This window comes from bacterium (genome assembly GCA_016124905.1).
In the GTDB taxonomy this organism is placed as follows: domain Bacteria; phylum Pseudomonadota; class Alphaproteobacteria; order Rickettsiales; family RI-342; genus RI-342.
Genome location: WGMV01000008.1, coordinates 15134 through 39632, shown reverse-complemented (window position 1 = coordinate 39632; position 24499 = coordinate 15134). Strand labels below are relative to the sequence as shown.

Sequence of the window (24499 nt, the reverse complement as noted above, 5' to 3'; positions counted from 1 at the left end):
AAGACCCGCAAGGGTATTTGTCATATCTGGCATGTAGTTTTATCATACAGCTGGCATGGATGCTTTCCACTCTGGTGGTCATCCGGGTCGTCAATCGCATATCCAATATGCGTTGGCGCCGACAGCAACGCTCTTAACGTATCTCGCCAGTATTCTCTGTTTGTTTTGGATTTCCCCTTCGCTCGTGCGGAGGGGTTTTTTTTCTTATAGCCGCTTAATAGATGCGCCGGAATTTCGCTTGCGCTTTGGGGGCAAATGGGTTAACAACCACTCCCTTTTAGAATTCCAGACGATTGCGCAAAGGTTTACCCATGCCCAAACTCAAGACCAAAAGCAGCGTGAAAAAGCGCTTCACCCTGACGGCCAGCGGCAAAGTCCGCGCCAGCCAGGCAGGCCACAAGCACAACATGCGCAAGCGCAGCAAACGCAGCCTGCGTAACAGCGTTGGCACCACCATCCTGTGCGATGCTGATGCTGGTATCATCATCCCGATGATGCCCTACGGCCGCTAAGGTTTCTACTGCGGCGGGCTGCAAATGCCGGTCTTGCTGCAATCCGATGCTCACGTACAAAAATGTACGCTCCGCTTCGGTTCTCGCAACACCGTCATTTTCGCCACGCCACAGCGAAACCTGACCATTTAACCAAGCGCGGCCTGCCATGGCCGCCACCTGTAACCAAGCACCTCCGCTGATTACGGGTCACTAACCTAGAGGAGTCTATAACATGGCACGTCCCCAGCGCGGTGTACCCGCACATGCACGTCACAAGAAAATCCTGAAACTGGCCAAAGGCTATCGCGGCCGCGCGAAGAACTGCTTCCGCGTTGCCGTTGAGAAGGTCGAAAAGGCGCTGCGTTACGCGTATCGCGATCGCCGCAACAAAAAGCGCGATTTCCGCGGGCTGTTCATTCAACGTATCAATGCCGGGGCGCGTGAAAACGGCCTGAAATACTCCACCCTGATGCATGGGCTGAAACTGGCCGGCGTGACGCTGGACCGTAAAATCCTGGCTGATATGGCTGCCCGCGATGCGGTTGCCTTTGCCGCTGTTGCCGCCACCGCCAAAAAAGCGCTGGAAGCGGGCAGCAAACAGGCTCCAAAAGCCGAGAAGAAAGCCGCTTAAGGCTTAAGCCATGCTGGGCCAGCCTGATAAGGAGCTGATCCGGCAAGCACGAGGAAGCCTGGCAGACGCTTTATGCGATGCCGGGCTTTTTTCTTTTCTGCTCAGCACGCAGGTGCTGGTAGAGCGGCATAATGCTTCGATCTTCGTTTTCCCCGCCGCCGACAATATGGACCGCACAGACAGCGACCTGCTTTACGGCAGTATCTCCGAGATGTTTGCCGCCCGCGGCTGGCCCATGCCGGAAACCGTGCATCACGGCGGCTATGATCTGGAAGACAAGGTTTATTATGACCGCGAATTATGGAAGATGGTGACAGACGGCCGTTTGGAAGATCTGTGCGACCTGTTTATCGAAATCCGCTTCGACAGCACAGAACAACTGGATGCCGCCCTGCATGCGATTGTCGCCAGCGGCCAACAGAATCCCATCTCTTTTTCGGCCGTTTAGTAACCTGCTTGTTATGCTGCTTTCAGCCAGGTTTCCGGCTCCAGGCGTTGATCAAAATCCGTTAGATATTGCTGAATGAGATTATTATCGGCCGCATATCCCAGCAGGTGGCGACGCGATGCGGTGCGGGGGTGGAGCTGTCCACCATCTTCCTTGTGAATGATATCGGCCAGCAGGTTGAACATGGCGTTTGGTGTTCCGGCCATACCGCCCCAAAGGTCGGCCGCGAATTCCGATTGTATGATGTAGCGCCGCGCATCGGCATGGGCGACCAGGGCATCCAGCATGTGCACCACCAGGTAATCAGCCGGGCATTGGTTGCGGAATATAGGGATGCTGCTATCCTCGATGAATAGCTGGCCGATCCGCACGTCGTGCCCTGCAATAGTGACCGGCCCCCCTGCCCTGACCTGTTCGTTAAATTGCGTGATGGCCGCAAATGCATGGGGCAGGCAAAGCTCCATCAACCGCCTGTCTCGCGTGGCATGTTCCAGGTGGTACAGCTCATGCCCGATGAGCGAGCGCAGGCGTTTGGAGTGTTTGGCGCAATAATCGTCAAATAGTTCCTGATCGATGAGAATGATCGGCGGCTCTGCCCTGATGGCGCAGGAGACGATGCCGGAGTTTTTGGTGGTCATCAGGCGTGGGGTGGCGATGTCGCGCTTCAGTTCGCGAGAGAGATTTTGCACGGCATCGGCAAGGGCGGATGCGGCCTCGGGGTTGTTTTCCACCAGGCGCAGTTTTTTGTCGCAGAGCAAGGTGATTTGCGCGGCTTCGTATGGCGCTACGTCCAGGGCCATGATGTCCTTGAACAGTTCGCGCTTGTGCATGTCAGGCGGCGTCGCGTTTCAGGGCGCGCCAGCCGATATCACGGCGGTAGAAGCCTTCCGGCCAGTGGATGCGGCTGACGGCGGCATAGGCATTGGCCTGGGCCTGTTCCAGGGTTGCGCCAAGACCGGTGACGCCGAGCACGCGGCCGCCATTGGCCGCCCATTCACCTGCTTTGTTTTTAGTTGTGCCGGCGTGGAAGATGACGGTGCCGGGGAGCGGCGGCTCATCGAGATTACCGATAACGGTGCCCTTGAGGGGTTCATCCGGATAGCCGTTGGCGGCATAGACCACGCAGAGGGCGGATTCCGGCTTCAACTGCACGGGCTTCATACCCGCCAGCCTGCCGGTGGCGGTGGCATGCAGGTAAGGCAGCAGGTCCCCATCAATACGCGGCAGGAGGCTTTGCGTTTCGGGGTCGCCGAAGCGGACGTTGAATTCGATGACTTTTGCTCCCTGCTTGGTGGCCATGAGGCCGACAAAGAGCACGCCGCGATAGGGGGCGCCTTCGGCGACCATCGCTTTGGCCATGGGGCGGACGATGTTTTCCATCACCTCGGCATGGAAGGCAGGGGTGGCGACCGGCGCGGGGGAATAGGTGCCCATGCCGCCGGTGTTGGGGCCGGTATCGCCCTCGCCCACCCGTTTGTGGTCCTGGGCGGAGCCGAGTTCGAGGGCGGTTTCGCCGTCGAGCAGCGCGAAGAAGCTGAGCTCTTCGCCGTCCAGATATTCCTCAATCACGAGTTTCTCGCCCGCTTCGCCGAATTTGCCGTTGAAGCATTCGTCGATGGCGTTCAGGGCTTCCTGTTTGGTCATGGCCACCGTGACGCCCTTGCCTGCGGCCAGGCCGTCGGCCTTCACCACGATGGGCGCGCCGTGTTTTTCGACATAGGCGCGGGCGGAGGCGGCATCGGTGAATTCGCCGTAGGCGGCGGTCGGGATGTTGTATTTTTCCATGATGCGTTTGGAATAGGCCTTGGAGCCCTCGAGCTGGGCGGCGACTCCGGACGGACCGAAACAGGGAATGCCCATCGGCTCCAGCCAGTCGGACAGGCCTGCGACCAGCGGCGCCTCGGGGCCGACGATGACGAACTCGATGCCCTCATCCTCCACCAGCGCAAGCAGGCCGGCAATGTCGTCCGCCTTCACGTTGTGGCAGGTGCCGAGAGAAGCCATGCCGGGGTTGCCGGGGGCGATATGCAGTTCGCTCAGCAGGGGCGATTGTTTGAGCTTCCATGCCATGGCATGTTCGCGCCCGCCGGAGCCAATGAGAAGGGTTTTCATTCCAATGCCTTTTCCAAATTTCCTTGATATTCCAGCATCGTCACAAAATTGCAACAAAAGCTTCATTTGTCATCCCTGCGTGTTTTCCAACTAATAGCAGGCCGCATACAACACATAACAGGAGAGAGACAGAATGGTAAGCATCAGCATCAATCGTGACTGGGTATTGAGCAAAACGCTTCCCAAGGGTGTGCTGGACAAGGTGCCCGATGACCGCGAGGCCGCTATCGACCAATTTGGGCGTGTTGTGACAGATGAAAATGCCTTTCGCGCCTTCATGGACCAGATCAAGGAAGGCTATATCGCCCGGCAGGCCAGCATCATCCGCAATGCCATGCTGCGTGACGGCGGCGTGATTGATGAAACAGCCGAGCAGCATATCCAGGAACTTGCCGTTAAAAAATCCTATGATTTTCTCTATGGTTTCCCTATCCGCACGTTGAGCCAACTGCTGGAAATCGGCCACGAATTCGCCCTGGGACAAGGTTATGAAGGCGACAACCGCACTCTGGAATCAGCCCTGCTGCCGCTAGTGCTGGCCAAAGTCATTGACCGCATCAAGGAAATGCATGATGTGGATGTGAAGCTCCAGGCTGGCCGCCCCGGCATTGACAGCATTACGCAGCAGCATAAAACGGAAGTTCGCATCCCGGAAGTCGACGCCGATGGCCGCTTTACAGGTGATGTGCTGGACATCAACCCCAACAGCTATGGCGCAAGCGACAAAATCAACGCGGCACGCGCGGCACTGGCCGAACATTCGGTACGCATGGTGCTGAATGACGAAGAGGTGCTGAACGCAAAGCAGCGCATTGAAAGCGCCTTGCAGGAACTGCGCCAACTGTTCCAGAGTTCCGCACCGGTGGATGTTACGGAAGGAACAGGCGCTGCCGTAGTGCCCGTGGATATCAACTCCGATGAAGTTCCTTTTGATACGAAAGCGCCTGTGCTGGCTGTGCCGGAAGGCGCCATCGGCATGCTGTATGACGCCTCCAACCAGATTGCGGATTACGATACGATTCTGTTTGGTGACGGCAGTTCAGCAAATGTGGATGTGGATATTCTCACCTCTTCCTACAGCGCCAGCATGCTGGGGCAACTTTCGCGCAGCATCATTGATGCGGCCAATACCAGCGCAGAGGAACTGAGCCGTAACTTTGAGGCAATCAAAGTTGCATAAGGATGCAACAAGCATCAAAAGGGCGGCCGCCGTGCCGCCCTTTTTTTATATTTTCTTCATGAATGACGCTTTATAACAGCCTGAACCTTAGGAGGATTTCATGGGCCTGATCATCACGCTGGTTGCCGTCGTGGCGTTTTTGTATTTCTGGTACATGGCGCTGATCACGCGGCGCAACAAGGCCAAAGAGGCCTTTTCCACCGTGGATGTGCAGCTGAAGAAACGGGCAGACCTGATTCCCAATATCCTGGCCATTGCCAAACGTTACATGCAGCATGAAAAGGACCTGCTGACGGAAGTGACCGCGCTGCGCGCGCAGGTGGTGCGCGATGTGAACCCCGGCAACCCAGACGATGTGAAGCAATATCTGGCCGCGGCCAATACGCTGGGCGGCAGCATGGGCAAACTGATGGTGGCAGTGGAGAATTACCCCGAGCTGAAGGCCGACCAGACGATGATGCAGGCGCAGCTTTCCTACAACGAGGTGGAAGCGCAGATTGCGGCGGCGCGCCGCTTCTATAACAGCGCGGTGACGAGCCTGAACAATGCGGCGCAGATTTTCCCCGGCAGCCTGATCGCCAGCATGGCCAATGTGGAGACCATGCCCTTTTATGAAGCGGCGGAGGCCGACCGCGCGCCGGTGAACGCGGCGGAACTGCTGAAGTAAGCCTTCATGCTTGGGTGGAGCAACCAGATCCTGATCACACGGCGGTCGTTCGCGGCGCTTAATCCCTTTTCCATTCTGGGGCTGATGCTGCGGGGCATACCGGCTGCGGATGATACGCCGCCCAACTTTTATCTGGTCAAAAGCGTTGGGCAGGAATTCGGCCCCTATTACGAGCAACATATCAAGCCGCGTTGCGATGAATACGAAATGCTGCGCATCGATGCGCTTACCCGCATGCGGTGGCGCTGCTGGGTGGCGTTGCTGGTGACGGGGTTTGTGATCTTCTCCGCCGTGTTCTTCCGCGACTGGTTTTTCGACCATATGAAGTCGTCGGATGCAGCCGGGTTTCTGTTTCAGGCATCGATGGTGGTGATGTTTCTGGTGTGGGGCTGGGGCGTGTATCCGGGTATTTCCTATCAGAAGGGAGTGAAGACCTCGATATATCCGGCAGTGTTTCGGTTTTTCGGCGAGGATTACCGGTTCGACCATAGCGGCATGGGCATGAGCATCACCTCGCTGGAGCCATCCGGGCTGATTGGCAATTACAACCAGACGCATCAGGAAGATTATGTGGATGGCGATCACAAGGGCGTGGCGCTGGAACTGCTGGAAGCACGCCTGACGCGTGAGGAAGGCACCGGCAAGAACCGGCGCACCGTCCTGGTGTTCGGCGGCATCTGCGTGCGGCTTTCCATGAACAAGCCGTTTAAGGGCCGCACCATGGTGAAGAAGGATGCGAGCTTTCTGCTCAACTGGGCGCAGGACAAGCGTGGGCTGGAGAAGGTGGCGCTGGAGGACCCGGTGTTCGAGAAGGAATTCGAGGTGTTTTCCAGCGACCAGGTGGAAGCGCGCTACCTGCTTTCCACCAGCATGATGGAGCGAATGCTGAAGCTGAAGGAATTGATCGACGGGACGGGGATTCAGGCAAGTTTTTACGACAACCGGCTGCTATTGATGGTTTCCACCCATAAGAACTGGTTTGAGGGCGGCAGCGTGTTTACGCCCGCTGATTTCGTGAATGATATCAATGTGATATTGGAGCAGATGGCCACGATTTTCGATGTGATCGAGGAATTGAAGCTGCATGAGGTGACGCATCTTTAGGTATCCTTGTCATGCAGGCTTCACAGGCCTGTCATGAAAGCTTCAAGTTCCGGCAGCATAAGCAGGGAGAAATTCAGGAGAATCGCATGTCACAGGATTTTTTCAGCTGGCTCGAACAGTATGTGGGTAAAGATGCCCTGCAGTCATCCTTTCAGGTAACGGCCCGTCAGCTCGGGCATATGCTGCTGGATGGCAAAGCCCGTGGCGAATGGCTCAACGGCTATCTCGAATCGATGGTGAATGACGCGCCGCGCCCGATGGCGGTGCTTGCGGACGGCACCGTGGCCCCGCATGTACTGATGACGTGGGTGGAAGGGTTTCTGGAGCATTATAACCACCAAGACGCACAGACGGTGGAAAGCCTGATTGACCGGATCCAGTCGCTGGTTGAACAGCCGCATCAGGCCTTGACGCTCATGGATGCCGCCTTCCTGGCCTATGCTTTTAATACCCCGCATATGAAAGCCTCGCAAATGAGCATCGTTAGGCAAAGCAGCCTGCCCGTGGGGGACCTCAGTCAATCGCTGGATATGTTGGCCAAAGCCAGTATAGCCTGGATTGAGGCGCATGACGAACTGGCGGCTGATCGCTATGTCGAATCCAAAATGCGACCCTATGTACTGTGCAGACAGCCGGGTAATGAATTCAACATGATTGCCGCAGCCAATGCCGCACATGACGCGGCAGCCGAGCTGAATGAGCATGACTATTCATCCCTGGCGCGGGATTACCGCACCATCATTGAGTGCAGCAACGCAACAGACATCCGTGAGCGTATCCGATTCGAGCTGGATCATCTTGCCGCCGGCGATCTGCTGCCGCCGACGCGCTCCACCGCCGCTTAACGTCCCATATATTGCAGGAACTCGTTCTTCGGCGTCAGCACCATGGTGGTGTCGTCGACAGAGAGCGTCTGACGATAGGCCTGCATGGAGCGGTAGAAGGCGAAGAATTCCGGATCCTCCCGCGTGACGGCCGCGAAATTATGCGCGGCCTGGGCATCGCCCTCACCTCGCAATATGTCGGCTTTTTTCTGCGCATTGGCCAGCAGCACGGTGCGCTCGTTATCGGCCTTGGCGCGGATCTTCTGCGCTTCCTCATCCCCACGTGAGCGGAACTCTTTCGCTTCCCTCTCGCGCTCGGTCTGCATGCGGCGGAAGATGGCCTCGCTGTTCTCCTTCGGCAGGTCGGCGCGCATGATGCGCACATCCACCACTTCCACGCCGAAGCCGCCGCCGATGTCATCCTCGGCCTGGGCCACCACCTGCTTGCCAGCTTCGCCTGCCTGCTCCTGAATGTCCTGCTTCACCTTTTTGGGAAGCGGCTTACCGGAGGCCTGGCTGTTCACGATGGCGGTGATGTGGTGCATGATGTCGCCGCGCTTGGCCGAGAGCACATCCTGCAGCTGGACGGAACCCATCACCTGACGCAGCGAGGATTCCAGCACGGTGTTCAGGCGGTCGCGCATGACGCGCTCATCCTGCACGGTCTCGTAGAATTTCAGCGGATCGGTGATGCGGTAGCGCATGTAGGCATCCACCACCAGGCGCTTCTGGTCGGCCAGGATGACCTCTTTGGGTTCGGCATTGTATTCCAGCAGACGGCGGTCGACGCGGATGATGTCCTCAATGAAGGGTTTTTTCCATTTCAACCCCGGCGTCTGTACGATGCGCATGGGCTTGCCGAAAGCCACCACCAGCGCCTGTTCGGTCTGATCCAGCATGTAAAGCGAACTGCTGAGAAGAAACAGCCCAACTGCCGCAATGGCCGATGCGATTTTGGTGTCGTTATCCATCATGCTCTCCTATTGCGCATCGCTGCTGGTTTCAGCCGGTTTGCGACCCAGTTCGTTCAGCGGCAGGAACGGCACCGCGCCCTGCACCTTGTCGTCGATCACCACCTTGTGCATGCCACGCATGATCTCTTCCATCGTCTCGAGATACATGCGCTTGCGGGTGACATCCTTGGCCATGGCGTATTCCTTGTAGACCGAGGCAAAGCGCGCGGCCTCACCTTCGGACTGGGCGATGACACGGGACTTGTAGGCCTCGGCATCCACCACGATTTTTTCGGCCTGACCACGGGCTTTGGGGATGATGTCGTTGCGGTAAGTCTCGGACTGGTTGATGAGGCGCTCCATGTCCGCGCGGGCTGTCTGCACATCGCGGAAGGCGTCGATCACCTCATGCGGGGGGTCGACCTTCAGCATTTGCAGGCGCACCACTTCCACACCGGAATGGTAACTGTCCAGCACATGCTGAAGCAGCTGCTTGGATTTGACCTCGATATCCAGACGGCCTTCGGCGAGCGCGGTGGCGATCTGCGTGGAGCCCATCACCTCCCGCACGGCGGATTCGGCAGCGTTCTTCACCGTGTTTTCCGGGTTGCGCACGTTGAACAGGAAGGCCTTGGGATCGCGGATGCGCCATTGCACCTCGAAGTTGATGTCGACGATGTTCTCATCGCCGGTCAGCATCAGGCTTTCCTCGGGGATGGAACCGGGCACCGTGCCTTCCATGAAGCCCTGGCCACCGGAGCGAAAGCCGATTTCCTGACGCTGCACGCGCGTGACGGAGGGCTTGTAGAGCGTCTCAAACGGGGCGGGAAGATGGTAGCGCAGGCCGGGGCCGGTGACGCGGTGAAACTGGCCGAAGCGCAGCACCACGCCGTTTTCATCCGGCGCGACGCGGTAAATGCCGCTTGCCAGCCAGAGCACCAGCACGACCAGGGCCAGCATGATGTAGATCGGCGTCTGGCCGGAGCCGGGGAATATCGTCTTGATGCGCTCCTGCGCGCGGCGGAGCCATTCGTCGAGATCGGGCGTATTGGGAGGGGTGCGGCGCGGACCGCCACCGCCACCAAGCGGGCCACGCGGGCCTTTGGGGCCATTACCGCCGCCGCCATTGTTACCGCCGCCGCTTCCACCCATGTTACCCCATGGGCCGCTCGGCCCGTTGCCCGGTTTCCATGTCATGCGCTGTATTCCCCCCTCTAAACCCTAGCCAATATGCCGCCATGCGCCTATAATAACCCGTTATTTGGGACCGGGACGCTGCGGATATGGTGGAAAAAGCTGATATTCTAAACACATTACATAGCGTGGTTAAACCCCATGTTCAACAAGATGTGGGGATTAGTGGCATTGTGGTGCGGCCGGATGGCAGCGGCGGCTTCAAGGTAGGGTTTGCGCTGGAAGTGCCCGCAAGCGAAGCCGCGCATATGGAGCCGATGCGCCAGCAATGCGAGGCCGCCGTGCGCCGTTTGCCCGGCGTGACGCAGGTGACGGCCGTGCTGACGGCGCAACGCGTGGCAGGCGCGGCGCCCCCTCCCCCCGCACCGGCCAGGCCTGCGGAATATAACAGCCAGGGCCTGCCGTTTGTGAACCATGTGATTGCCGTGGCCAGCGGCAAGGGCGGCGTGGGCAAATCAACCGTTACAGCCAACCTGGCGGTGGCGCTGGCCAAGCAGGGGTTGCGCGTGGGGCTTTTGGATGCCGATATCTACGGGCCGTCCATGCCGATGATGTTCGGCCTTTCCGGCCAGCCTGAGATTGCGGATGAGAAGCTTGTGCCTCCGCTGGCGCATGGGGTGAAGGTGATGTCCATCGGGCTTCTGGTGGGCGAGGAACAGGCCGTGGTGTGGCGCGGCGCCATGGTCACCAAAGCCCTGCGGCAGATGCTGGCGGGCGTGCGTTGGGGAAGCAAGGAATCCCCCCTGGATGTGCTGCTGGTGGATATGCCGCCGGGCACGGGGGATATTCACCTGACGCTGGCGCAGGCGGTGCCGCTTTCGGGCGCGGTGATTGTTTCCACCCCGCAGGATGTGGCGGTGCTGGATGCGGTGCGGTGCCTGGCGATGTTCCGCAAGGTGAGTGTGCCAATCCTCGGCATGGTGGAGAATATGAGCGGGTTTACCGATGCCACGGGCGTGGTGCATGATATTTTCGGCAAGGGCGGGGCGGAAAAGGCCGCGAAAGAGCATGACGCGCCCTATCTCGGCGCGGTGCCGATTGCGCCTGAGCTGCGCGTGGCATCCGACACAGGCACGCCGCTGAGCGCCAGCCAGCCGGACCATGCGGCCAGCCGCGCGTTTTCCGATATGGCCGCACGGCTTGCGGCTTCGCTTTCGCTGAAACAGGCGGCCTGATGGCCAGGCCCCATGCACGCAGGCTTGCGCCTGGGCGCGTGGGGCTGCTGGGCGGCAGCTTCAACCCGCCCCATGCCGGGCATGTGGCCATCAGCAAGGAAGCGCTGAAGGCAGCAAAGCTGGATGAGGTGTGGTGGCTGGTATCGCCGCATAACCCACTCAAGACGGAAGCGCCCGCCGACATGGATGCGCGGCTGGAAGCCTGCGGGGCGCTGCTGAAGGGGGAACCGCGCATCCGGCCGCTTGGGCTGGAGGCGGAACTGGGCACGCGCTACACGGTGGATACGCTGGAACGGCTGACGGCGCTTTACCCGCAGGTGCGGTTCGTATGGCTGATGGGGGCGGATAATCTGGCGCAGTTTCACCTCTGGAAAGGCTGGCGGCGGATTGCGAAGCTGGTGCCCATGCTGGTGTTCGACCGCGCCCCTTTCAGCCATACCGCCATGCATGCCAAAGCGGCTATGGCCTTAAAGCGCTTTCAGCGGCCCTTGGCGCTGGAGGCGGTGGAGCAACGTGGCTGGGCGTTGCTGCGCATCCGGCGGCGGGGGGAGTCGTCCACGGCGATGCGGGGGAAGACTGGAGCGGGTGAAGGGAATCGAACCCTCACCTAAAGCTTGGGAAGCTTTCATTCTACCATTGAACTACACCCGCGCACAGGCGGCCTTTTATAAAGGAATGGGATGATTGGGCAAGAGGGTTGATGGCTGGCAGGAATGGAGGTCAGATGGATTCCAGCTTTCGCTGGAATGACGACGAAGGGATTGGCTAATGGGGTTTCGGCTGACTTATCCACAGAAAACATGGCCCTGTGGATAATTTTCTGGCAAAAAAGGGCGAATTGGTGCATAATGGGCTTATAAGACTTGGCATTGGCTAACCGCTCTTGGGACGATACGGATTTGATGATTGGCTTGCTACTTCGGCAACGATCTTTTCCAATAACCAGGCCTTGCACCGCGCGTTCGCGCCTTTCCCACACCACCCCTGCATTGATGGAGATGTCCTATATCTAGCCGGAAAAAAGAGGTTGTTGCCAAACGTTCCAGCAAAACCTCCGAAACAGGAAATCCCGCGGAAAACCTGGTGAAACAGATCGCCGCGACGTTGGATAACCAGAAGGCCGAAGATATCGTCATCATTCCCCTGAAGGGCAAAAGCGACATGGCGGATTACATGGTGATTGCCAGTGGGCGTAGCGCGCGCCACGTGGCAAGCCTGGCCGATTACGTGAACAAAACCCTCGGCGAAAACGGCGTGCAAGACGCCCATGTGGAAGGCATGGCCACGGCAGACTGGGTGCTGGTGGACAGCTTCCAGGTGATCGTGCACCTGTTCCGCCCGGAAGTGCGCAGCTTCTATAACCTTGAGCGCATGTGGGACGTGCCCGCTCCGACCCCGAGCACCCCTGCCCCGCGCGACCGTGGCGAAACCGCAAGCCCGGCACGCGGGCCTGTGCATATTGGCGGGTTTGCCGGGCAGATGGCCTGATAACATCCGTTTAACCGGCCCTTTTAACCGGCCCTTTTAACCGGCCCGTTTAACCGGCCCGTTTAACCGGATTGTCGCAATAGGCTGATATGATCGGCCATTATGGGAACGATCAGCGATCATCACGCCGCGCAGATTGAATTGTGGCTTCGCACCGATTTCGGCGAAGGCATCGGCCTTTCCTACGATTTGCACCTGCCGGACATGGATGATACCGACGCGCTGGCTCCCTTTCGGCAATCCAACATCCCGCAGGTAATGGCCGCCATCCAGAACATGTGCCCCATCCTGATCGGCGAGCATGCCACCACCGTGGCATTGCTTGATGAAGCCCTTAAGGATGTGGAGCATGTGCGTATCGAATCGCCGGATGACCCGCAGGGTTATGTGCAATTTGTTGTTGTTGACGCAGAAACGCTGAAACAACAGAGAAACTGGTGGAACAAGCTGGATGGCCTTGCCATCAACGGCATGGATAGCACCGATTTGCGCGGCCAGCTGTATTTGGCAACGCGCGAGCAGGTGCAATCGCTGATGCAGGTTGCGGAAGAAGCGAGCCGCTATGGCGGCCCAAACCACCAGGCGGAAGCCTATACCGACTGCCTGCGCATGATCGGCAAATGGGAGGGCATGCTTAACCGCCATGCCTGGACCGCCTACCAGAACAGTATCGAGCACTCGTTAAAGCAGGAAAACACACCGTCGGAATTGCCCGAACCGGAAGCCAAGGCACTGGCCGCCACGATGGCGGACGCCCTGAAAACACAAGCGCTCACACAGCTCAAGCGCGTCGTGGGCGGAATCATACGCGACGATATCAGTCATGGTCAGCACCCATTCGACCGCTATGCGCGCAGGTTCACTGATCTTTTGGAACCGCAAATGGATCAGCATCTGATTACCAATACGCACAACGCTGAATGGGAACTTGCCTGGGGGTTGCAGCAGGCCGCCACCGCCCGCTAGGACCTGGGTTTCATGTCGGGTACAAGGGGTTCGCCCGCAGCTTTTTTCTCGCGGATTTCGGCCGCGGTTTTCTGCATCATGATGTAGCGCTCGGGGTTTACCGGGTGCGTGGAACCGATATAGATGGAATCCGGATGTTCCATGGACATGCGCCGCCAGAAGGCGGGGGCGTTTTCCAGTTTGTAGCCGGCACGGTACATGAGGTAGGAACCCACATAATCGGCCTCGCGCTCAAAATCGGCGGCATAGGAGAGCCTGCCGCCATTGGCGCCCGCCTTGGTGAATTCGCCATTGCTGTTGATGCCCTGGCTCGCCATCAGCAGATCGGCCGCCATGCCCAGCAGCCCGCCGATGGCGGCGTTGCGGTTGCCGCCATCGATATGGCCCATGAGGTTGTGCGCGTATTCATGGCCGATGACGGCGGCCAGTTCGTCGTCATTGCGCACAAAATCCATGATCGCCGTGTTGACATGGATGCGCTCGCCATCCGCGAAGGCGTTTATTTCCTTGCTGTCTTCATTGATATCGGCGGGGTAGATGCAATTGCCCTTGGCCTCGATGAACTGGCCGCAGAGTTTGACGCCCTCCTTGGTGATGCGCTTTAAAACGCGTGTCAGGCGCTTGCGGCGTTCCGCCATGCTTTGGGTGCGCACGTCGAGATCGTCGATCGTGTAGCCCTGTTTGACCATCGCCTCCTGCGTGCGTGCTTCGGCGGAAATCTCATCCTTGCCGATTTTGGGTGTCTGCGACACGGGCGTGGCGCAGGCCGTCAGGGCGGCCAGCAAGGCCACCGGTAATATGTAACGCATAGTCAATCTCCCTGAATGCAACCTTAGTGTGCATGCAGGGCGATTGTCAACCCTTTGGGGTTGTGCGTTTTTTCCTGGTTGAAAGCTCGGCGCGGGGGTGGCTTTCCTGATAGGCGGTGAGCATCTGGCTGAGTTCCACGGCGGTGTAGCGCTGGGTGGTGGCCAGGGTGCTGTGGCCGAGCAGTTCCTGAATCTCGCGCAGGTCCGCCCCGTTGGCGAGAAGGTGGGTGGCGAAGCTGTGGCGGAAGGCGTGGGGCGTGGCGCTTTCCGGCAGGCCGAGGCGCAGGCGCATGGCGGCCACCACGCCCTGAAAAATGCGGGCATTCAGCGGGCCGCCGCGCGTGCCGCGAAAAAGCGGCTCACCGGCGGGAAGCAGATGGGGGCAGAGGCTTTTATATTCCTCCAGCTTTTCCTTCACGCCGGGCAGCAGCGGCACCATGCGCTGCTTGCGGCCCTTGCCCTCGATCATCAGGTGGTTTTCGGCATGGAGCATGGCAGGGGTGATGGAAAGCGCCTCGCTGATGCGCAACCCCGTGCCATAGATCAACATCAGCAGGGCCTCGTCCCGCGCCAGCACCCATGGCTCGTGGTCGCGGTTGGTGATGTCCTCCATTGCTTCCAGCGCCTGATCCTCGCTGAGCGGGCGCGGCAGGCGCTTGGGCAGCTTGGGCGCACGCCAGTGCTGGATGATGGGCGATGGCGGCGTGCCGGACTGTTTGTTGAGGTAGCGGTAAGCCTGTTTGACGGCGGAAATGGCGCGCGCGGTGGAACTGGGGGCGAGCTTGCGGTTGTGACGCTCCGCCAGCCATTGACGAAGCATGGATTTGGTGACCCCCATCAGCGAGGCTTCCGTCACCGGTTTGCGCTGGCGGGCCATGTAGGCGAGAAAATCCGACAGGTCGCGCATGTAGGCAAGCACGGTCTGGTGCGAATAGCGGCGCTCGTTTTCCAGAAACAGCAGCCATGCCCGCAGGCTGCTCAGCAGGGCGGCATCGCATAATTGTTCCAGGGCACGAAAGGGGGGAGCGGGCTGTTGCGGTTGCGCGGCCATGGTTATTTATAGAACAGGTCGACCCGTTCGGTGCTGCTGCCCGCACCATCGCTGCCCAGGGCCTGGGTGGTGATGTGATCGGCCGGGACGCCTTCCTTGATGAGGAATGAGCGCACCGCCACCGCGCGGGCCAGCGAGGTGCGACGCGCATTGCCCGCCTGATCGCCGCTGCCGCTGGCATAGGCCACCACATGCACCCGCTTGTTGGGCTGCTGCTTCAACACCCCGGCCATGTCCTTCAGGTCCACCTCGGCGGCAAGGGGTACGTCCTGCTCGGCGGCGTTGTAGCTCACCGTCAGGTCGGACGGGGCATCGGGCGAGTCGGATTTTTTGACGGGATCGGGCAAGGCAGAAGGTATATCGGCGGCTTTGGCGGATACGGCCTTGTTGGCGTCCTTGCCGGTTTCCGGCAGGGGCGGCAGCGCGGGCACGTCGATTTCTGGTATCGGCACATTCTTGGCGCCATCCGCCGGTTTTTTAGCTGTCCCGATTTTGGCCGCATCGATTTTCGGGAGTTCCTTGGCGGCGGGCTCGGGGAATTCCAGCGGCGGCAGCGCGGGTGACGTGTCCGCCCCGGCGGCTTTGTCGCCGGTCAGCTTTGGCGCGGGCATGCTCTTGTCGTCCAGCAGCTTGTCCAGATCCTCGTTGCTCACCTTGCCGCCGGGCAAAGGTGGCGGAAGCTGCTTGGAGGGCTCGGCGGGCTTTTTGGGCTCGGCAGGCTTTTTGGCGCCGCCCGGCAAGGGTGGCAAATCCAGATCGCCCGTGTTGGTGGAAGATTTGAAAGCCTTCTCGTATTGCTCATCGATGCTGGGTTTGCCGGGTTTGGCGTCTTCCTTCGCCGGGGATTTCATCGGTGGCAGATCCGGCTCGGGCATGGGCTCGATGATGGATTTGCTTTTTTTGCCCTTTTCCTTCGGTAGCTCCTCCGGCGTCATGACGGCTTCGTCGATGGCGGGTTTGGGCGCGGCTTTCTCCTCGGCCTTTTCAGGCGGGAAGGCCGGGAGATCGGGCAGTGCCGGCGCAGCCTCCTTCACGGCGGGTGCGGGTTCGACCTTGGCGGGTTTGGCTTCCGGCTTCGCCGGTTCGGGCGCCGGCGCCTCCACGATGGCGGGCTCCTCGGGCGCTTCCTGTTTTTTGGATTTTTTGGGCTCCGGCTCTGGAGCGGGCTTGGGAACCTCATCCACCTGACCGGGCAGGAGCAGCTTGGGCGGGCCTGGAATGAAGGGCTGCGGCGGCATGCTTGCCTCGCTGCCCAGGCGGCGGTATGGGCGGGCATGGTCGGGGTCCACCGTGCCAACGCCGTAATGGCCGACCATGTCGTTCAGGTTCCGCGTGCGGATGACGGGTGAAGGCGGCGCAGCGAACTGCACCGGCTCCGCCAAACGGCGCGGCGGCGGGGGCGATGCGTTGCGCTGATAGCGCGCGGGGTACATGTCGTTTAACGCGCCACGGCCATTGGACGGCGCGGCGGCGGCCTCTGCCGCCTGGGCGGATTGCATCTCCGCCGGCAGCTGATAGGCCGGGGCGGGCGCGGCGAGCTGGCTGGCCTCGTATTGCGGCTGCGGGCGCTCCAGCATGGCGGGCAGCGGAGCGAGGCCTTCCTGCTGGGGTGGCGCAGGCGGAGACGGTTGCTCCATCGCCATGGGCGGCGGGGGCGGCATGGACTGGTCCATATCCGGCAGGGGCATCAGCGGCCTGGGCGCAGCGCCGGGCGGGGCGTCCGCGGGTGGCGGAATGTCCTGACTCAGAACGGCTGGCGGCGGGGGCGGCGCGGGGGGTGGCGGCGCGTAGGATTCCACGGGCGGAGGAAGATCACGCACCATGGGGGCCGGGAACCCTCCCTGCTCTGGAGGCGGCGGTGGCGGATACCCTTCCATCGGCATGGGAGGCGGCGGTGGCGGCATGCTGCTGCCGACCATTACGGGAGTTGTCGGCACCGCCGTTGCGGTGGCGGATGGCGGCGCATATCCCCCCTGGAAGCGGTTGAGCACATCCATGTTTATTTCCACGGCAGGCGGGCGCTGGCCCCAGCTATTGCCATAACGCGGCTGGGCAATGGCGGCAGCGGCGTCGGCGCTGAGGTGAACTGCACCGCACAGCAACAGCGCCCGCAGCATCACACCGGACACGGAACGCCCAGCGTGGTTCACGTTCCCCGCACGAAGCCAGATTTTTCGCGTATTCTTGTTGCCCACCAGCCACCCAATTAGCAAGCTTAGGCGGCCATCATACCAAATGATGCTGAATTGACCAGCTATATTACAACATATGGTAGGGATTGAGGCTAGCTGCGGTAGTCCGCATTGATGCGGACATATTCATGCCCCATGTCGCATGTCCAGACGGTGAAGCGCCCCTTGCCGACGCCGACGCCGACCGTGACGGCCAGGTCGTCGCGTTTGAAATAACCGGCCCCCTGCTCCTCCCTGTAGGCTGGCGAGACCAGCCCCTTTTCCGCCACCCGGATATCGCCGAAGCGTATCCATAACCGGTCGCGCAGGGCTTTTTCACCCGCCTTGCCGACGGCCATGACGATGCGGCCCCAGTTGGGATCGCACCCGGCGAGCGCGGTTTTGACCAGCGGGGAATTGGCAATGCTCATGGCGATGCGGCGGGCCGCTGCGTCGCTTTCGGCTTCCTCCACGGTGATGGACACCAGTTTGGTGGCGCCTTCGCCATCGCGCACCAGCATCTGCGACAGCTCCTGGCAGAGCGACGTGAGGACGGCGCGGAATTCGGCCAGCGCGGGGTCGGCGGCATTGGTGACGCCCTGCCCGGCCGGGCTGGCGCCGGTGGCAAACAGCATCAGCGTGTCGTTGGTGGAGGTATCGCCATCCACCGTCACCGCATTGAAGCTGACGCCGACGGCATCCTCCAGCAGCGCTTGCAGCACGGCCTGCGGCAGGCTGGCATCCGTCACCAGATAGGCCAGCATGGTGGCCATGTCGGGCGCGATCATGCCCGCACCCTTGGCGATGCCGTTCAGCGTCACCGGCCTGCCGCCGATGGATGCCTGGCGCGTGGCGTATTTGGGAAAGGCATCGGTGGTCATGATGGCGCGGGCGGCATCTTCCCAGGTTGCGGGGGTAAGATTGGGGATCGCGTCCACCATCGGCTGCGCGGGCAGCGGCACGCCGATGACGCCGGTGGAGGAGGCAAAGACCTGTTGCGGGTTGCAGCCCAGCTTATACGCCACGGCTTTCACCACCTGGGTAGCCGCATCCATGCCGACCTGGCCGCTGAAGGCGTTGGCATTGCCGGAATTCACCACCAGCGCATGCGCCCCCTGCCCGCTTGCCAGATGCGCGCGGCAGAGTTCCACCGGCGCGGCGGGGCACAGGCTTTGGGTGAAAACCCCCGCGACGGCGGCGGGCTTTTCAAACCGCATCACCAGCATGTCGGTGCGGTTTTTGTATTTAATGCCGGCAGCGGCCACGTGAAGGTCGCAGCCCGGGATGACGGGCATGGCGGCATAGGTTTTGGGAGCGAGGAGAGAGGTCATGGAAGTCGCTGGCTGGCAATATGGTGGTTAGGAGGTGATGGGCCCCTCACCCCGGCCCTCTCCCCGCAAGCGGAGAGAGGGGGATTTCATGCCTGGTTCTCCATCGGCGCAATCAGTGCCGATCGGATATCCGGAAGGCTGGGGCGAGAGATGGATCAGGGAAGTTTGCGGGTGGAACCGTCGGGGTTGAAATATTCCACTTTCGCGTTTTTCTGAAGCTCGGCCAGGTGCTCTTCCCATCGGCGCACGGCGAGCTGGGTTTCCAGCTCCGGACGCATGGATTCCATCGGCTCCAGCCTTGCCTTGCCTTTGGATTTGGCCGCGAAGATGTGCCAGCCGAATTCATCCTTCAGGGGTTTTGAGAATTTGCCCGGCGTGAGGGCGAACACATCGTCTTGCATGTTGTCGGGCAGGTCTTCCCGCGTGAGGTTGGGCATCTCGCTCACCACCAGGCCGCTATTGGCGAAGGCCTGGGTAACGGCGGCGATGGAACGCCCCTGGGAGAGCGCTTCCTGCACCTTCTGGATCAGGTCCTGATCGGGCGTGAGGAACTGCACGAAATTGGTGGCCGGGGTCACGCTGGCATAGGCATCGGCGCGTTCTTCATAGAGATTTTTGACGGATTTCTCATCCAGCCTGCCCTGCATGTAACGCTGCTGGTAGAGCTGCACGCGTGCGTTGTCCTTGGCGATCTGCATGGCGTGGAGAAATTCGGGGTCCGTATCCGGCACGGCCTTGTCGGCGGCTTCCAGCAGGAGGGTTTTTTGAATCAACGCCTTGGCGATTTCGTCCTGCACGGGCGGGTTCAGGTCGTTCCAAGTTTTCGCGCCGGAAATCAGCGAGAGGTTCGGCGCCTGGCCCATGATCTGCGAGGCCTTCACCTCGCTGCCATTGATGCGCATGACCGTGTAATCGTTTGCCGTCTTCGCCGCGGGTTTAACGGGGGCTTCGGTTTTGGGTTTCTCTTCCGAGGCCGCGGGGGCGTGCTTCGGTTTGGCGGCTTCTTCCGCTGCAGCCGTGGCGGCGGCGGGAGCCGCCATCTCTTTTGCCACCGGCGTGCCGTCTACTGACATGGCCTTGGGCGACACATGCTTACGGGGCTTGGGCGCAGCCTTCGGCTTGACTGGAGCTTCTTCCTTGAAACCCGGTTCCTTGAAGGAGGTTTCCTTCGGTGCTTCCTTGGCAGCGGCGGGGGCTTCGGTTTTCGGGGCCTCCGCCTTGGGCGTTTCCACTTTCGTTTCGGTGGTTTTCGTCTCCGCCGGTTTGGTTTCCGTCACTTTGGTTTCGGTCACGGTTTTGGCGGGCGTTTCGGTTTTGGTCTCGGTTTTCACCGTGGTGGCCGGGGCGCTTTTGGTCTCCACCGTTTTCGTGTCTACCGTTTTCGTATCTGGGGCCTTGGCTCCGGCAGCGGCAGCCGTGGCCGCAGCGGCGGCTTTCTCTTCCGCCTTGGGTGCTTCGGCCTTCACTTCCGGCTTGGTTTCGGTTTTGGTTTCCGTATGGACCGGGGTTTTGGTTTCCACCGGTTTGGCCTCGGCGGAGGGCTTGGTTTCCGCAGGTTTTGTTTCAACGGGTTTTGCCTCAACGGCTTGGGCCGCTGCTTTTTCCGCCTGTTTGGCCACGGTCGGCGCCACGGGCTTTACCGGCTTCTGCGGATGCAGGGTCGGCTTTTCGGCTTCCTTGGTGATAGCTTTGGTGGTGGTCTCGGTTTTGCTGGCAGGAGAGCCGCTGCCAGCCTTCAGAGCATCCACCAGCGACTGGGGAATGGTCTCCACCTTGGCGGGCTGATCATCCACGGGCGGGTATTTCAAATCCGGCAGGGACTGGGCATGAGCCGCCACCCCCAATGCAAGCCAAGAAACGCCAGCCAAAATGGTGACCTGTGCAATACGCATGTTGCCTCCCCAATTATTCTGGGGAATTACATAAGGCATGCGAAGACGTTAGGCAAATGGGTAACGCAGCAAGAGGGGGTTAGCCGCCGATAATATGCGGCTCTTCCCCGACATTTTTCTCCAGTCTCTCATACATGGAGAGCATCACAAGGTCATATTGATCCAATGCGCCCGCAGGCAATACGGATGCTTCACGCAGATAATCCATATCCGCATCCTGCGCCTGATCGATCAAATGATTATCGGGGAAGTGATAGGGATTGTTCGCATCCTTGCTGATGGCAACGATGCCTGTCATCCCGTGATGCTGATCGCTATCACGGAATGCCGCCATTTTGGTGGTATCGTCCAACAGTTCGCCCGCGGCCCCGATGGCCATGTAGCTCAACGGCTCCACCAGCACACCGCCTTCGCGCGGCTCAAACACACCGTCTAGAATGTGGGCGTTGATGCAGCTATTGGCCAGGTCATCCACTGACAAATGATGACCGATAAGGTGGGATTGAATCGTCTCTCCCGTTGGAAGATCGAGATGATCGGCATGGTCGATCGTGACCAGACCCGCCTGATCAAATGCGCCGATCTGCGCATTAGGGTCCAGTGTCCCTTCAAAACATTCGATGGGCAGCACTGGTTCCGCCGTGTCAAAGAACAGGGAGGCACGGGCCCTCAGCACATCCATAAAATTGACGGATGACAGTCCTCGCTCTGTAATATCCAGCTTCTCAAGTATCTGGGCGGGGTTATCCACCCCCAGAGCATGGCAGAAATTATAGAATGGTGTGGGATTGGGACGATTGGATTCGTCCACAAAATACTTGGTCAGCACCGTGCTGGCTGACTGTCCGTAACCGGGCCGGAAGCCCTCCAGCCAGTTGCGAATGTATGGCGCATGGATGACGGTGCTGCCGGAAACCGAGCCAATGTGGTTTTGCTGCCCCTCGCCGTCCAGCAGGATCATGGCGTTTTTGAGGTCTGCCAGCGGTGCGTTCAGTTTCTGCGCAAAAACATAATTTTTTTCATCGGGTTTGTTGGTCATTGCGCCGGTAATCTCGGCATCATGCGCCACCAACCAGGTGAAGTCGCTCAATTCATTTGCATGAAGGTTCTGGCGTGCCCAGATTTTATCGATACGCTGAATGCCGGCAGCGGTGATGTCAGTGCCGACCAGCTGCGACGTCTGGCCGGGCTGAAGGGCCGAGCCGGTCAGGTTGCCGGTGAGTTCCACATTGCCGCGAGCGTTAAGGGTGCGGATGCCGGTCACATCGCCCGCGCGAAGCGTGCCGCCCACTTTGACGACAGGGATATCATGGATCGCCGCGAGATGGATGAAGGGCGCTTCCAGCCTGGGCTCGTTCATATCCTGGGGGGTATGGCCGGTGAGTGTGAGGCCCTGGGCATCCAGATTGCCGGTGGTTATCTGAATATCGTTGGCGGTTAGACGGGTGAGCGCAGGCGGCAGGGTTAAGCTGGCTGCATGGATGGTGTCGATGGTGGCGGCTTCGGGCGCGAGGGTGCCGCGAACCTGCGTCAGATGGGCCTGATAATCGGGCAAGGACGCGCCATGGGCGGCGTATTGATCCAGCGCCGGCGCATCCGCACCGGTCAGCTCCACCGCGCCCGTTACCTGAAGCTGGCCGCCATGCATGTGGCGTGCGCGGAATTCGCCCGCCGTGATCACACTATCCGTCGTTACGTTATCGATGTGGGTGGTGGTGGCGCTTTGCAGCGTGCTGTTGGCGGCATCGACGGCATGGATGGTTTGCGCATCAATGACGGAATCGATCACCAGCCCCGTGGATTCAACGGCATTGGCCGTAATCCTGCTTTGCACCAGATGCGTGGCGGTGACATCGTGGCAATCAAGCGTGGAATGCGAGATGGGGCCGGTTGCGTTCACGCTGGGTTTGGTCACCACATTGGCGGAGGGCTGGAGGCTGACATCCGATATGGGCCCTTCGACGGTAAAGGTCGCCAATCCGGTGGCGGCAGCCGGATCGGCATAGGTGATATCGGCGGCTTCCAACGAGGCGCCAGCGCCGCGCAGCTCCAGCGATTCCAGGCCGGTTATCACCAGCCCTTTGGCGCCTTGCGCTTTCAGATGCCTGATTTCCGCGCCGCAATTGGCGAGTTCTCCGCCAGCCTGCAGTGGAGAGGCTATGCCGTCGAGGCGGCCACCCACTTCCAATGACTGCGCGGCAATGGGCGCATAGAGGCCGCTCGTACCTGTAAATTCGCCTTTGCGGTTTTTGCCGAAATATTCCCAATTGCCTTGCACGCTGAATGCGCCGTCGACGGTCACATCCATATCGGGTGTGTGAATGACGCTTTGCAGCGCGTTGCCATGCACGCGGATGCCCTCGGCCTGGCGTGGCGCGACGCCCGCCTGTTGCGGCGGCTGAGGCGGCTGGTGGGCCAGAAAATAATCGCGCCCTTCATGTTGTTTGATGATGCTTTTATCCATCGCATCGGGCAAGGGCTGGGCAGGTGCGCCGGCGGCAGGCTGAGTAGCGATGGTACCGATTTCCGCGGAGCGAAGCACATGTACTTCGCTGTTGCTGAGGGATAAGGCCGTGACGTCGGCGGCCATGATTTTTTCCTTGTTGCCGTCCGTCCGGCAATTGAGGATGCTTCCCTGCGGCAGTGACAGATTGCCATAGGTTTCGATGGTGGAGGATTCTACGTTTCCGCTTGTCAGGCTGATGTCGATCCATGCCGGATTGTCGCGCCCTTCCGGGCCGATATAGGAGCCGTAGATACTTCCGGCGCTTTCGATTTCCATGCTTGGCGTGACGTCCTTCAACTCCACCTGGACATAGGCCATGGAATAATTGGGCTGCGCAATGGCCGGGTCGGCATTACGCGGCGCCAGCAGCGGCGCGACGCCCGCCACGCCGAGGTCGCCGCCGAGGAGCATCATCAACGGGCTTTTTCCATCCCCCTTCGCCGTGCCCGACAGCATAACCGGGCCGAAGGTTTCCACCGAATGACGACCGTGAAGATTGTTCGCCTCTATCATCATCACCTTGATGGTGCGCGGTTTGCTGCCAGGATTGAGAATGTCGCCCAGCGGTTCCGTCAGGGCTGCTGGATCGGCTTCGTATTCATGAATATCGGCCATGCATAAATCGGCATCGGGCGCGATGATGTTGCTGGAGACAATGTTGCCGCGAAGCACTTCGATGAATTGCGTATCGCCTGCCTGGGCATTGTTCACTTCGGTCTCAATGATATCAATGTCCGAATTGATAATGGCGACTGTATTGCCCGGATCATCCTTCACGACCTGGATAATATCGCCCTGCTCATTACGCGAATAGAAGGTCGGATCGTTACGGACGGTAACAGATGTATCCACCCTCACTTCCGAATTGATGATGCGGTTGGTATCCAGCACAAAGCTGTCGAATATCTTGCAATTTACAATATCGCCGCGAATTTCCACCCGATCGATGCGGTCATCCTGTGTTTTTTCCATCTCTACGACGGGATATTTGATGGTGCTGTCATGCAAGGAGCCGTTAATGCGGAGTTCATCGGCGGCAAACAGATTGCTGTGACCGCCAACTTGTATCGGTGGTGATTCGCCCGTGCGGTTGAACCCCAGAAGAACGCTACCTTCGAGGGATATTATCTCTGCATTCTCAATGCCATATGGCGCATTTTTTACAATGACATCTGTCTTATCGGCCTTGAGGATGGTGCGGTCCCAATAGCCGTCTTTAGAGGGGAGAAAGGTTTTGATGTCTACCTTGTCGGCGCTGATCTTTACGCCGCTTTCCACGATGCCGCGCTTGACCACCGTATGTTGCCACTGGCCGAACAGTTCGCCCACGGTGCGGTTGTATAAACCAGGCGTGGTCAGGTATTCACCGTCATGCACCTGCAACGTACCAGAGCCGAGCCATATTTCCGCACCAGGAGCGCGGCCGCTCTCGTAGCCATGCACAAGCCCGCGAACATCCAGCAGGTCGATGTTGCGCAGCTCTACCTTTTCATGGGCATAAAT

Annotated in this window: 22 protein-coding genes, 1 tRNA gene and 1 pseudogene; 13 read left to right on the top strand and 11 right to left on the bottom strand. The window is 59.9% G+C overall.

All coding sequences use genetic code 11. The features are described 5' to 3' along the window. The first annotated feature begins 311 nt into the window (after positions 1-311). From rpmI to GC177_02325, 3 genes are all read left to right on the top strand, one after another. On the top strand, positions 312-512 hold the full coding sequence (rpmI, locus tag GC177_02335; protein ID MBI1274792.1) for a 50S ribosomal protein L35: 201 nt from the start codon (positions 312-314) through the stop codon (positions 510-512). 214 nt (positions 513-726) lie between these two features. Beyond that, the gene (rplT, locus tag GC177_02330; protein ID MBI1274791.1) at positions 727-1125 is read left to right on the top strand and encodes a 50S ribosomal protein L20; all 399 of its coding nucleotides are present in this window, start codon (positions 727-729) and stop codon (positions 1123-1125) included. 10 nt (positions 1126-1135) lie between these two features. Next, positions 1136-1573: a hypothetical protein gene (locus GC177_02325; protein ID MBI1274790.1), complete on the top strand. Its 438-nt coding sequence runs from the start codon at positions 1136-1138 to the stop codon at positions 1571-1573. Positions 1574-1584: 11 nt separating this feature from the next. Here the strand turns inward: GC177_02325 and GC177_02320 are convergent, their stop codons facing one another. Both GC177_02320 and purD read right to left on the bottom strand, forming a co-directional pair. Beyond that, the gene (locus tag GC177_02320; protein ID MBI1274789.1) at positions 1585-2403 is read right to left on the bottom strand and encodes a hypothetical protein; all 819 of its coding nucleotides are present in this window, start codon (positions 2401-2403) and stop codon (positions 1585-1587) included. A 1-nt stretch (position 2404) separates the two neighbouring features. Further along, positions 2405-3685, bottom strand: a complete 1281-nt coding sequence (gene purD, locus GC177_02315) for a phosphoribosylamine--glycine ligase (protein ID MBI1274788.1) — start codon at positions 3683-3685, stop codon at positions 2405-2407. A 133-nt stretch (positions 3686-3818) separates the two neighbouring features. Between purD and GC177_02310 the strand changes: the two genes are divergently transcribed. From GC177_02310 to GC177_02295, 4 genes are all read left to right on the top strand, one after another. Beyond that, positions 3819-4865, top strand: coding sequence for a hypothetical protein (locus GC177_02310; protein ID MBI1274787.1), 1047 nt, complete (start codon positions 3819-3821; stop codon positions 4863-4865). Between the two features lie 100 nt (positions 4866-4965). After that, entirely contained in the window at positions 4966-5532 is a 567-nt protein-coding gene (locus tag GC177_02305) for a LemA family protein (GenBank protein MBI1274786.1), read from the top strand. Positions 5533-5538: 6 nt separating this feature from the next. Then, on the top strand, positions 5539-6636 hold the full coding sequence (locus GC177_02300; GenBank protein ID MBI1274785.1) for a DUF3137 domain-containing protein: 1098 nt from the start codon (positions 5539-5541) through the stop codon (positions 6634-6636). 86 nt (positions 6637-6722) lie between these two features. Further along, entirely contained in the window at positions 6723-7481 is a 759-nt protein-coding gene (locus tag GC177_02295; GenBank protein ID MBI1274784.1) for a hypothetical protein, read from the top strand. On the opposite strand, the gene hflC is transcribed toward GC177_02295, so the two are convergent. Together hflC and hflK are read right to left on the bottom strand one after the other, a co-directional pair. Beyond that, positions 7478-8431, bottom strand: a complete 954-nt coding sequence (hflC, locus tag GC177_02290; protein ID MBI1274783.1) for a protease modulator HflC — start codon at positions 8429-8431, stop codon at positions 7478-7480. The genes GC177_02295 and hflC overlap by 4 nt on opposite strands. A 9-nt stretch (positions 8432-8440) precedes the next feature. Then, positions 8441-9565 (bottom strand): FtsH protease activity modulator HflK, encoded by a 1125-nt coding sequence (gene hflK / locus GC177_02285; GenBank protein ID MBI1274782.1) that lies wholly within the window; start codon positions 9563-9565, stop codon positions 8441-8443. 131 nt (positions 9566-9696) lie between these two features. Here hflK and GC177_02280 point away from each other — a divergent pair, with 131 nt between their 5' ends. Together GC177_02280 and nadD are read left to right on the top strand one after the other, a co-directional pair. Next, entirely contained in the window at positions 9697-10782 is a 1086-nt protein-coding gene (locus GC177_02280; protein MBI1274781.1) for a P-loop NTPase, read from the top strand. After that, a complete protein-coding gene (gene nadD / locus GC177_02275) occupies positions 10782-11393 on the top strand; it encodes a nicotinate (nicotinamide) nucleotide adenylyltransferase (protein MBI1274780.1) in 612 nt (203 codons plus the stop codon). Before GC177_02280 ends, nadD begins: the two co-directional genes overlap by 1 nt. On the opposite strand, the gene GC177_02270 is transcribed toward nadD, so the two are convergent. Beyond that, positions 11360-11433: transfer RNA gene (locus GC177_02270), tRNA-Gly, on the bottom strand. The two genes, nadD and GC177_02270, sit on opposite strands and share 34 nt — an antisense overlap. A 354-nt stretch (positions 11434-11787) precedes the next feature. Here GC177_02270 and rsfS point away from each other — a divergent pair. Together rsfS and GC177_02260 are read left to right on the top strand one after the other, a co-directional pair. After that, a complete protein-coding gene (gene rsfS, locus GC177_02265) occupies positions 11788-12270 on the top strand; it encodes a ribosome silencing factor (protein MBI1274779.1) in 483 nt (160 codons plus the stop codon). A gap of 102 nt (positions 12271-12372) precedes the next feature. Continuing rightward, the gene (locus tag GC177_02260) at positions 12373-13236 is read left to right on the top strand and encodes a hypothetical protein (GenBank protein MBI1274778.1); all 864 of its coding nucleotides are present in this window, start codon (positions 12373-12375) and stop codon (positions 13234-13236) included. On the opposite strand, the gene GC177_02255 is transcribed toward GC177_02260, so the two are convergent. From GC177_02255 to GC177_02245, 3 genes are read right to left on the bottom strand one after another with little or no spacing between them, the layout of a single operon-like run. After that, a complete protein-coding gene (locus GC177_02255) occupies positions 13233-14045 on the bottom strand; it encodes a M48 family metalloprotease (GenBank protein ID MBI1274777.1) in 813 nt (270 codons plus the stop codon). The genes GC177_02260 and GC177_02255 overlap by 4 nt on opposite strands. Before the next feature lie 46 nt (positions 14046-14091). Then, positions 14092-15096, bottom strand: coding sequence for a tyrosine-type recombinase/integrase (locus GC177_02250; GenBank protein MBI1274776.1), 1005 nt, complete (start codon positions 15094-15096; stop codon positions 14092-14094). 2 nt (positions 15097-15098) lie between these two features. After that, the gene (locus tag GC177_02245) at positions 15099-16673 is read right to left on the bottom strand and encodes an OmpA family protein (GenBank protein MBI1274775.1); all 1575 of its coding nucleotides are present in this window, start codon (positions 16671-16673) and stop codon (positions 15099-15101) included. Positions 16674-16704: 31 nt separating this feature from the next. Here GC177_02245 and GC177_02240 point away from each other — a divergent pair. Both GC177_02240 and GC177_02235 read left to right on the top strand, forming a co-directional pair. Continuing rightward, a pseudogene (locus GC177_02240) lies at positions 16705-16884 on the top strand (PE family protein). 33 nt (positions 16885-16917) lie between these two features. Beyond that, positions 16918-17139, top strand: coding sequence for a hypothetical protein (locus GC177_02235; protein ID MBI1274774.1), 222 nt, complete (start codon positions 16918-16920; stop codon positions 17137-17139). 241 nt (positions 17140-17380) lie between these two features. On the opposite strand, the gene argJ is transcribed toward GC177_02235, so the two are convergent. The 3 genes from argJ to GC177_02220 all read right to left on the bottom strand — a co-directional run bounded on the left by argJ (position 17381) and on the right by GC177_02220 (position 24439). Beyond that, on the bottom strand, positions 17381-18598 hold the full coding sequence (argJ, locus tag GC177_02230; protein MBI1274773.1) for a bifunctional glutamate N-acetyltransferase/amino-acid acetyltransferase ArgJ: 1218 nt from the start codon (positions 18596-18598) through the stop codon (positions 17381-17383). Positions 18599-18753: 155 nt separating this feature from the next. Continuing rightward, the gene (locus GC177_02225; protein MBI1274772.1) at positions 18754-20490 is read right to left on the bottom strand and encodes a hypothetical protein; all 1737 of its coding nucleotides are present in this window, start codon (positions 20488-20490) and stop codon (positions 18754-18756) included. A 79-nt stretch (positions 20491-20569) separates the two neighbouring features. After that, a complete protein-coding gene (locus GC177_02220; GenBank protein ID MBI1274771.1) occupies positions 20570-24439 on the bottom strand; it encodes a hypothetical protein in 3870 nt (1289 codons plus the stop codon). Positions 24440-24499 lie beyond the last annotated feature (60 nt).

What these genes read in the sequence shown, in the direction of transcription:
- rpmI (MBI1274792.1), top strand. Translation starts at nt 312, where the DNA reads ATGCCCAAACTCAAGACCAAAAGCAGCGTGAAAAAGCGCTTCACCCTG.
- rplT (MBI1274791.1), top strand. Translation starts at nt 727, where the DNA reads ATGGCACGTCCCCAGCGCGGTGTACCCGCACATGCACGTCACAAGAAA.
- GC177_02325 (MBI1274790.1), top strand. Translation starts at nt 1,136, where the DNA reads ATGCTGGGCCAGCCTGATAAGGAGCTGATCCGGCAAGCACGAGGAAGC.
- GC177_02320 (MBI1274789.1), bottom strand. Translation starts at nt 2,403, where the DNA reads ATGCACAAGCGCGAACTGTTCAAGGACATCATGGCCCTGGACGTAGCG.
- purD (MBI1274788.1), bottom strand. Translation starts at nt 3,685, where the DNA reads ATGAAAACCCTTCTCATTGGCTCCGGCGGGCGCGAACATGCCATGGCA.
- GC177_02310 (MBI1274787.1), top strand. Translation starts at nt 3,819, where the DNA reads ATGGTAAGCATCAGCATCAATCGTGACTGGGTATTGAGCAAAACGCTT.
- GC177_02305 (MBI1274786.1), top strand. Translation starts at nt 4,966, where the DNA reads ATGGGCCTGATCATCACGCTGGTTGCCGTCGTGGCGTTTTTGTATTTC.
- GC177_02300 (MBI1274785.1), top strand. Translation starts at nt 5,539, where the DNA reads ATGCTTGGGTGGAGCAACCAGATCCTGATCACACGGCGGTCGTTCGCG.
- GC177_02295 (MBI1274784.1), top strand. Translation starts at nt 6,723, where the DNA reads ATGTCACAGGATTTTTTCAGCTGGCTCGAACAGTATGTGGGTAAAGAT.
- hflC (MBI1274783.1), bottom strand. Translation starts at nt 8,431, where the DNA reads ATGGATAACGACACCAAAATCGCATCGGCCATTGCGGCAGTTGGGCTG.
- hflK (MBI1274782.1), bottom strand. Translation starts at nt 9,565, where the DNA reads ATGGGTGGAAGCGGCGGCGGTAACAATGGCGGCGGCGGTAATGGCCCC.
- GC177_02280 (MBI1274781.1), top strand. Translation starts at nt 9,697, where the DNA reads ATGGTGGAAAAAGCTGATATTCTAAACACATTACATAGCGTGGTTAAA.
- nadD (MBI1274780.1), top strand. Translation starts at nt 10,782, where the DNA reads ATGGCCAGGCCCCATGCACGCAGGCTTGCGCCTGGGCGCGTGGGGCTG.
- GC177_02260 (MBI1274778.1), top strand. Translation starts at nt 12,373, where the DNA reads ATGGGAACGATCAGCGATCATCACGCCGCGCAGATTGAATTGTGGCTT.
- GC177_02255 (MBI1274777.1), bottom strand. Translation starts at nt 14,045, where the DNA reads ATGCGTTACATATTACCGGTGGCCTTGCTGGCCGCCCTGACGGCCTGC.
- GC177_02250 (MBI1274776.1), bottom strand. Translation starts at nt 15,096, where the DNA reads ATGGCCGCGCAACCGCAACAGCCCGCTCCCCCCTTTCGTGCCCTGGAA.
- GC177_02245 (MBI1274775.1), bottom strand. Translation starts at nt 16,673, where the DNA reads ATGCTGGAGCGCCCGCAGCCGCAATACGAGGCCAGCCAGCTCGCCGCG.
- GC177_02235 (MBI1274774.1), top strand. Translation starts at nt 16,918, where the DNA reads ATGGGGGCCGGGAACCCTCCCTGCTCTGGAGGCGGCGGTGGCGGATAC.
- argJ (MBI1274773.1), bottom strand. Translation starts at nt 18,598, where the DNA reads ATGACCTCTCTCCTCGCTCCCAAAACCTATGCCGCCATGCCCGTCATC.
- GC177_02225 (MBI1274772.1), bottom strand. Translation starts at nt 20,490, where the DNA reads ATGCGTATTGCACAGGTCACCATTTTGGCTGGCGTTTCTTGGCTTGCA.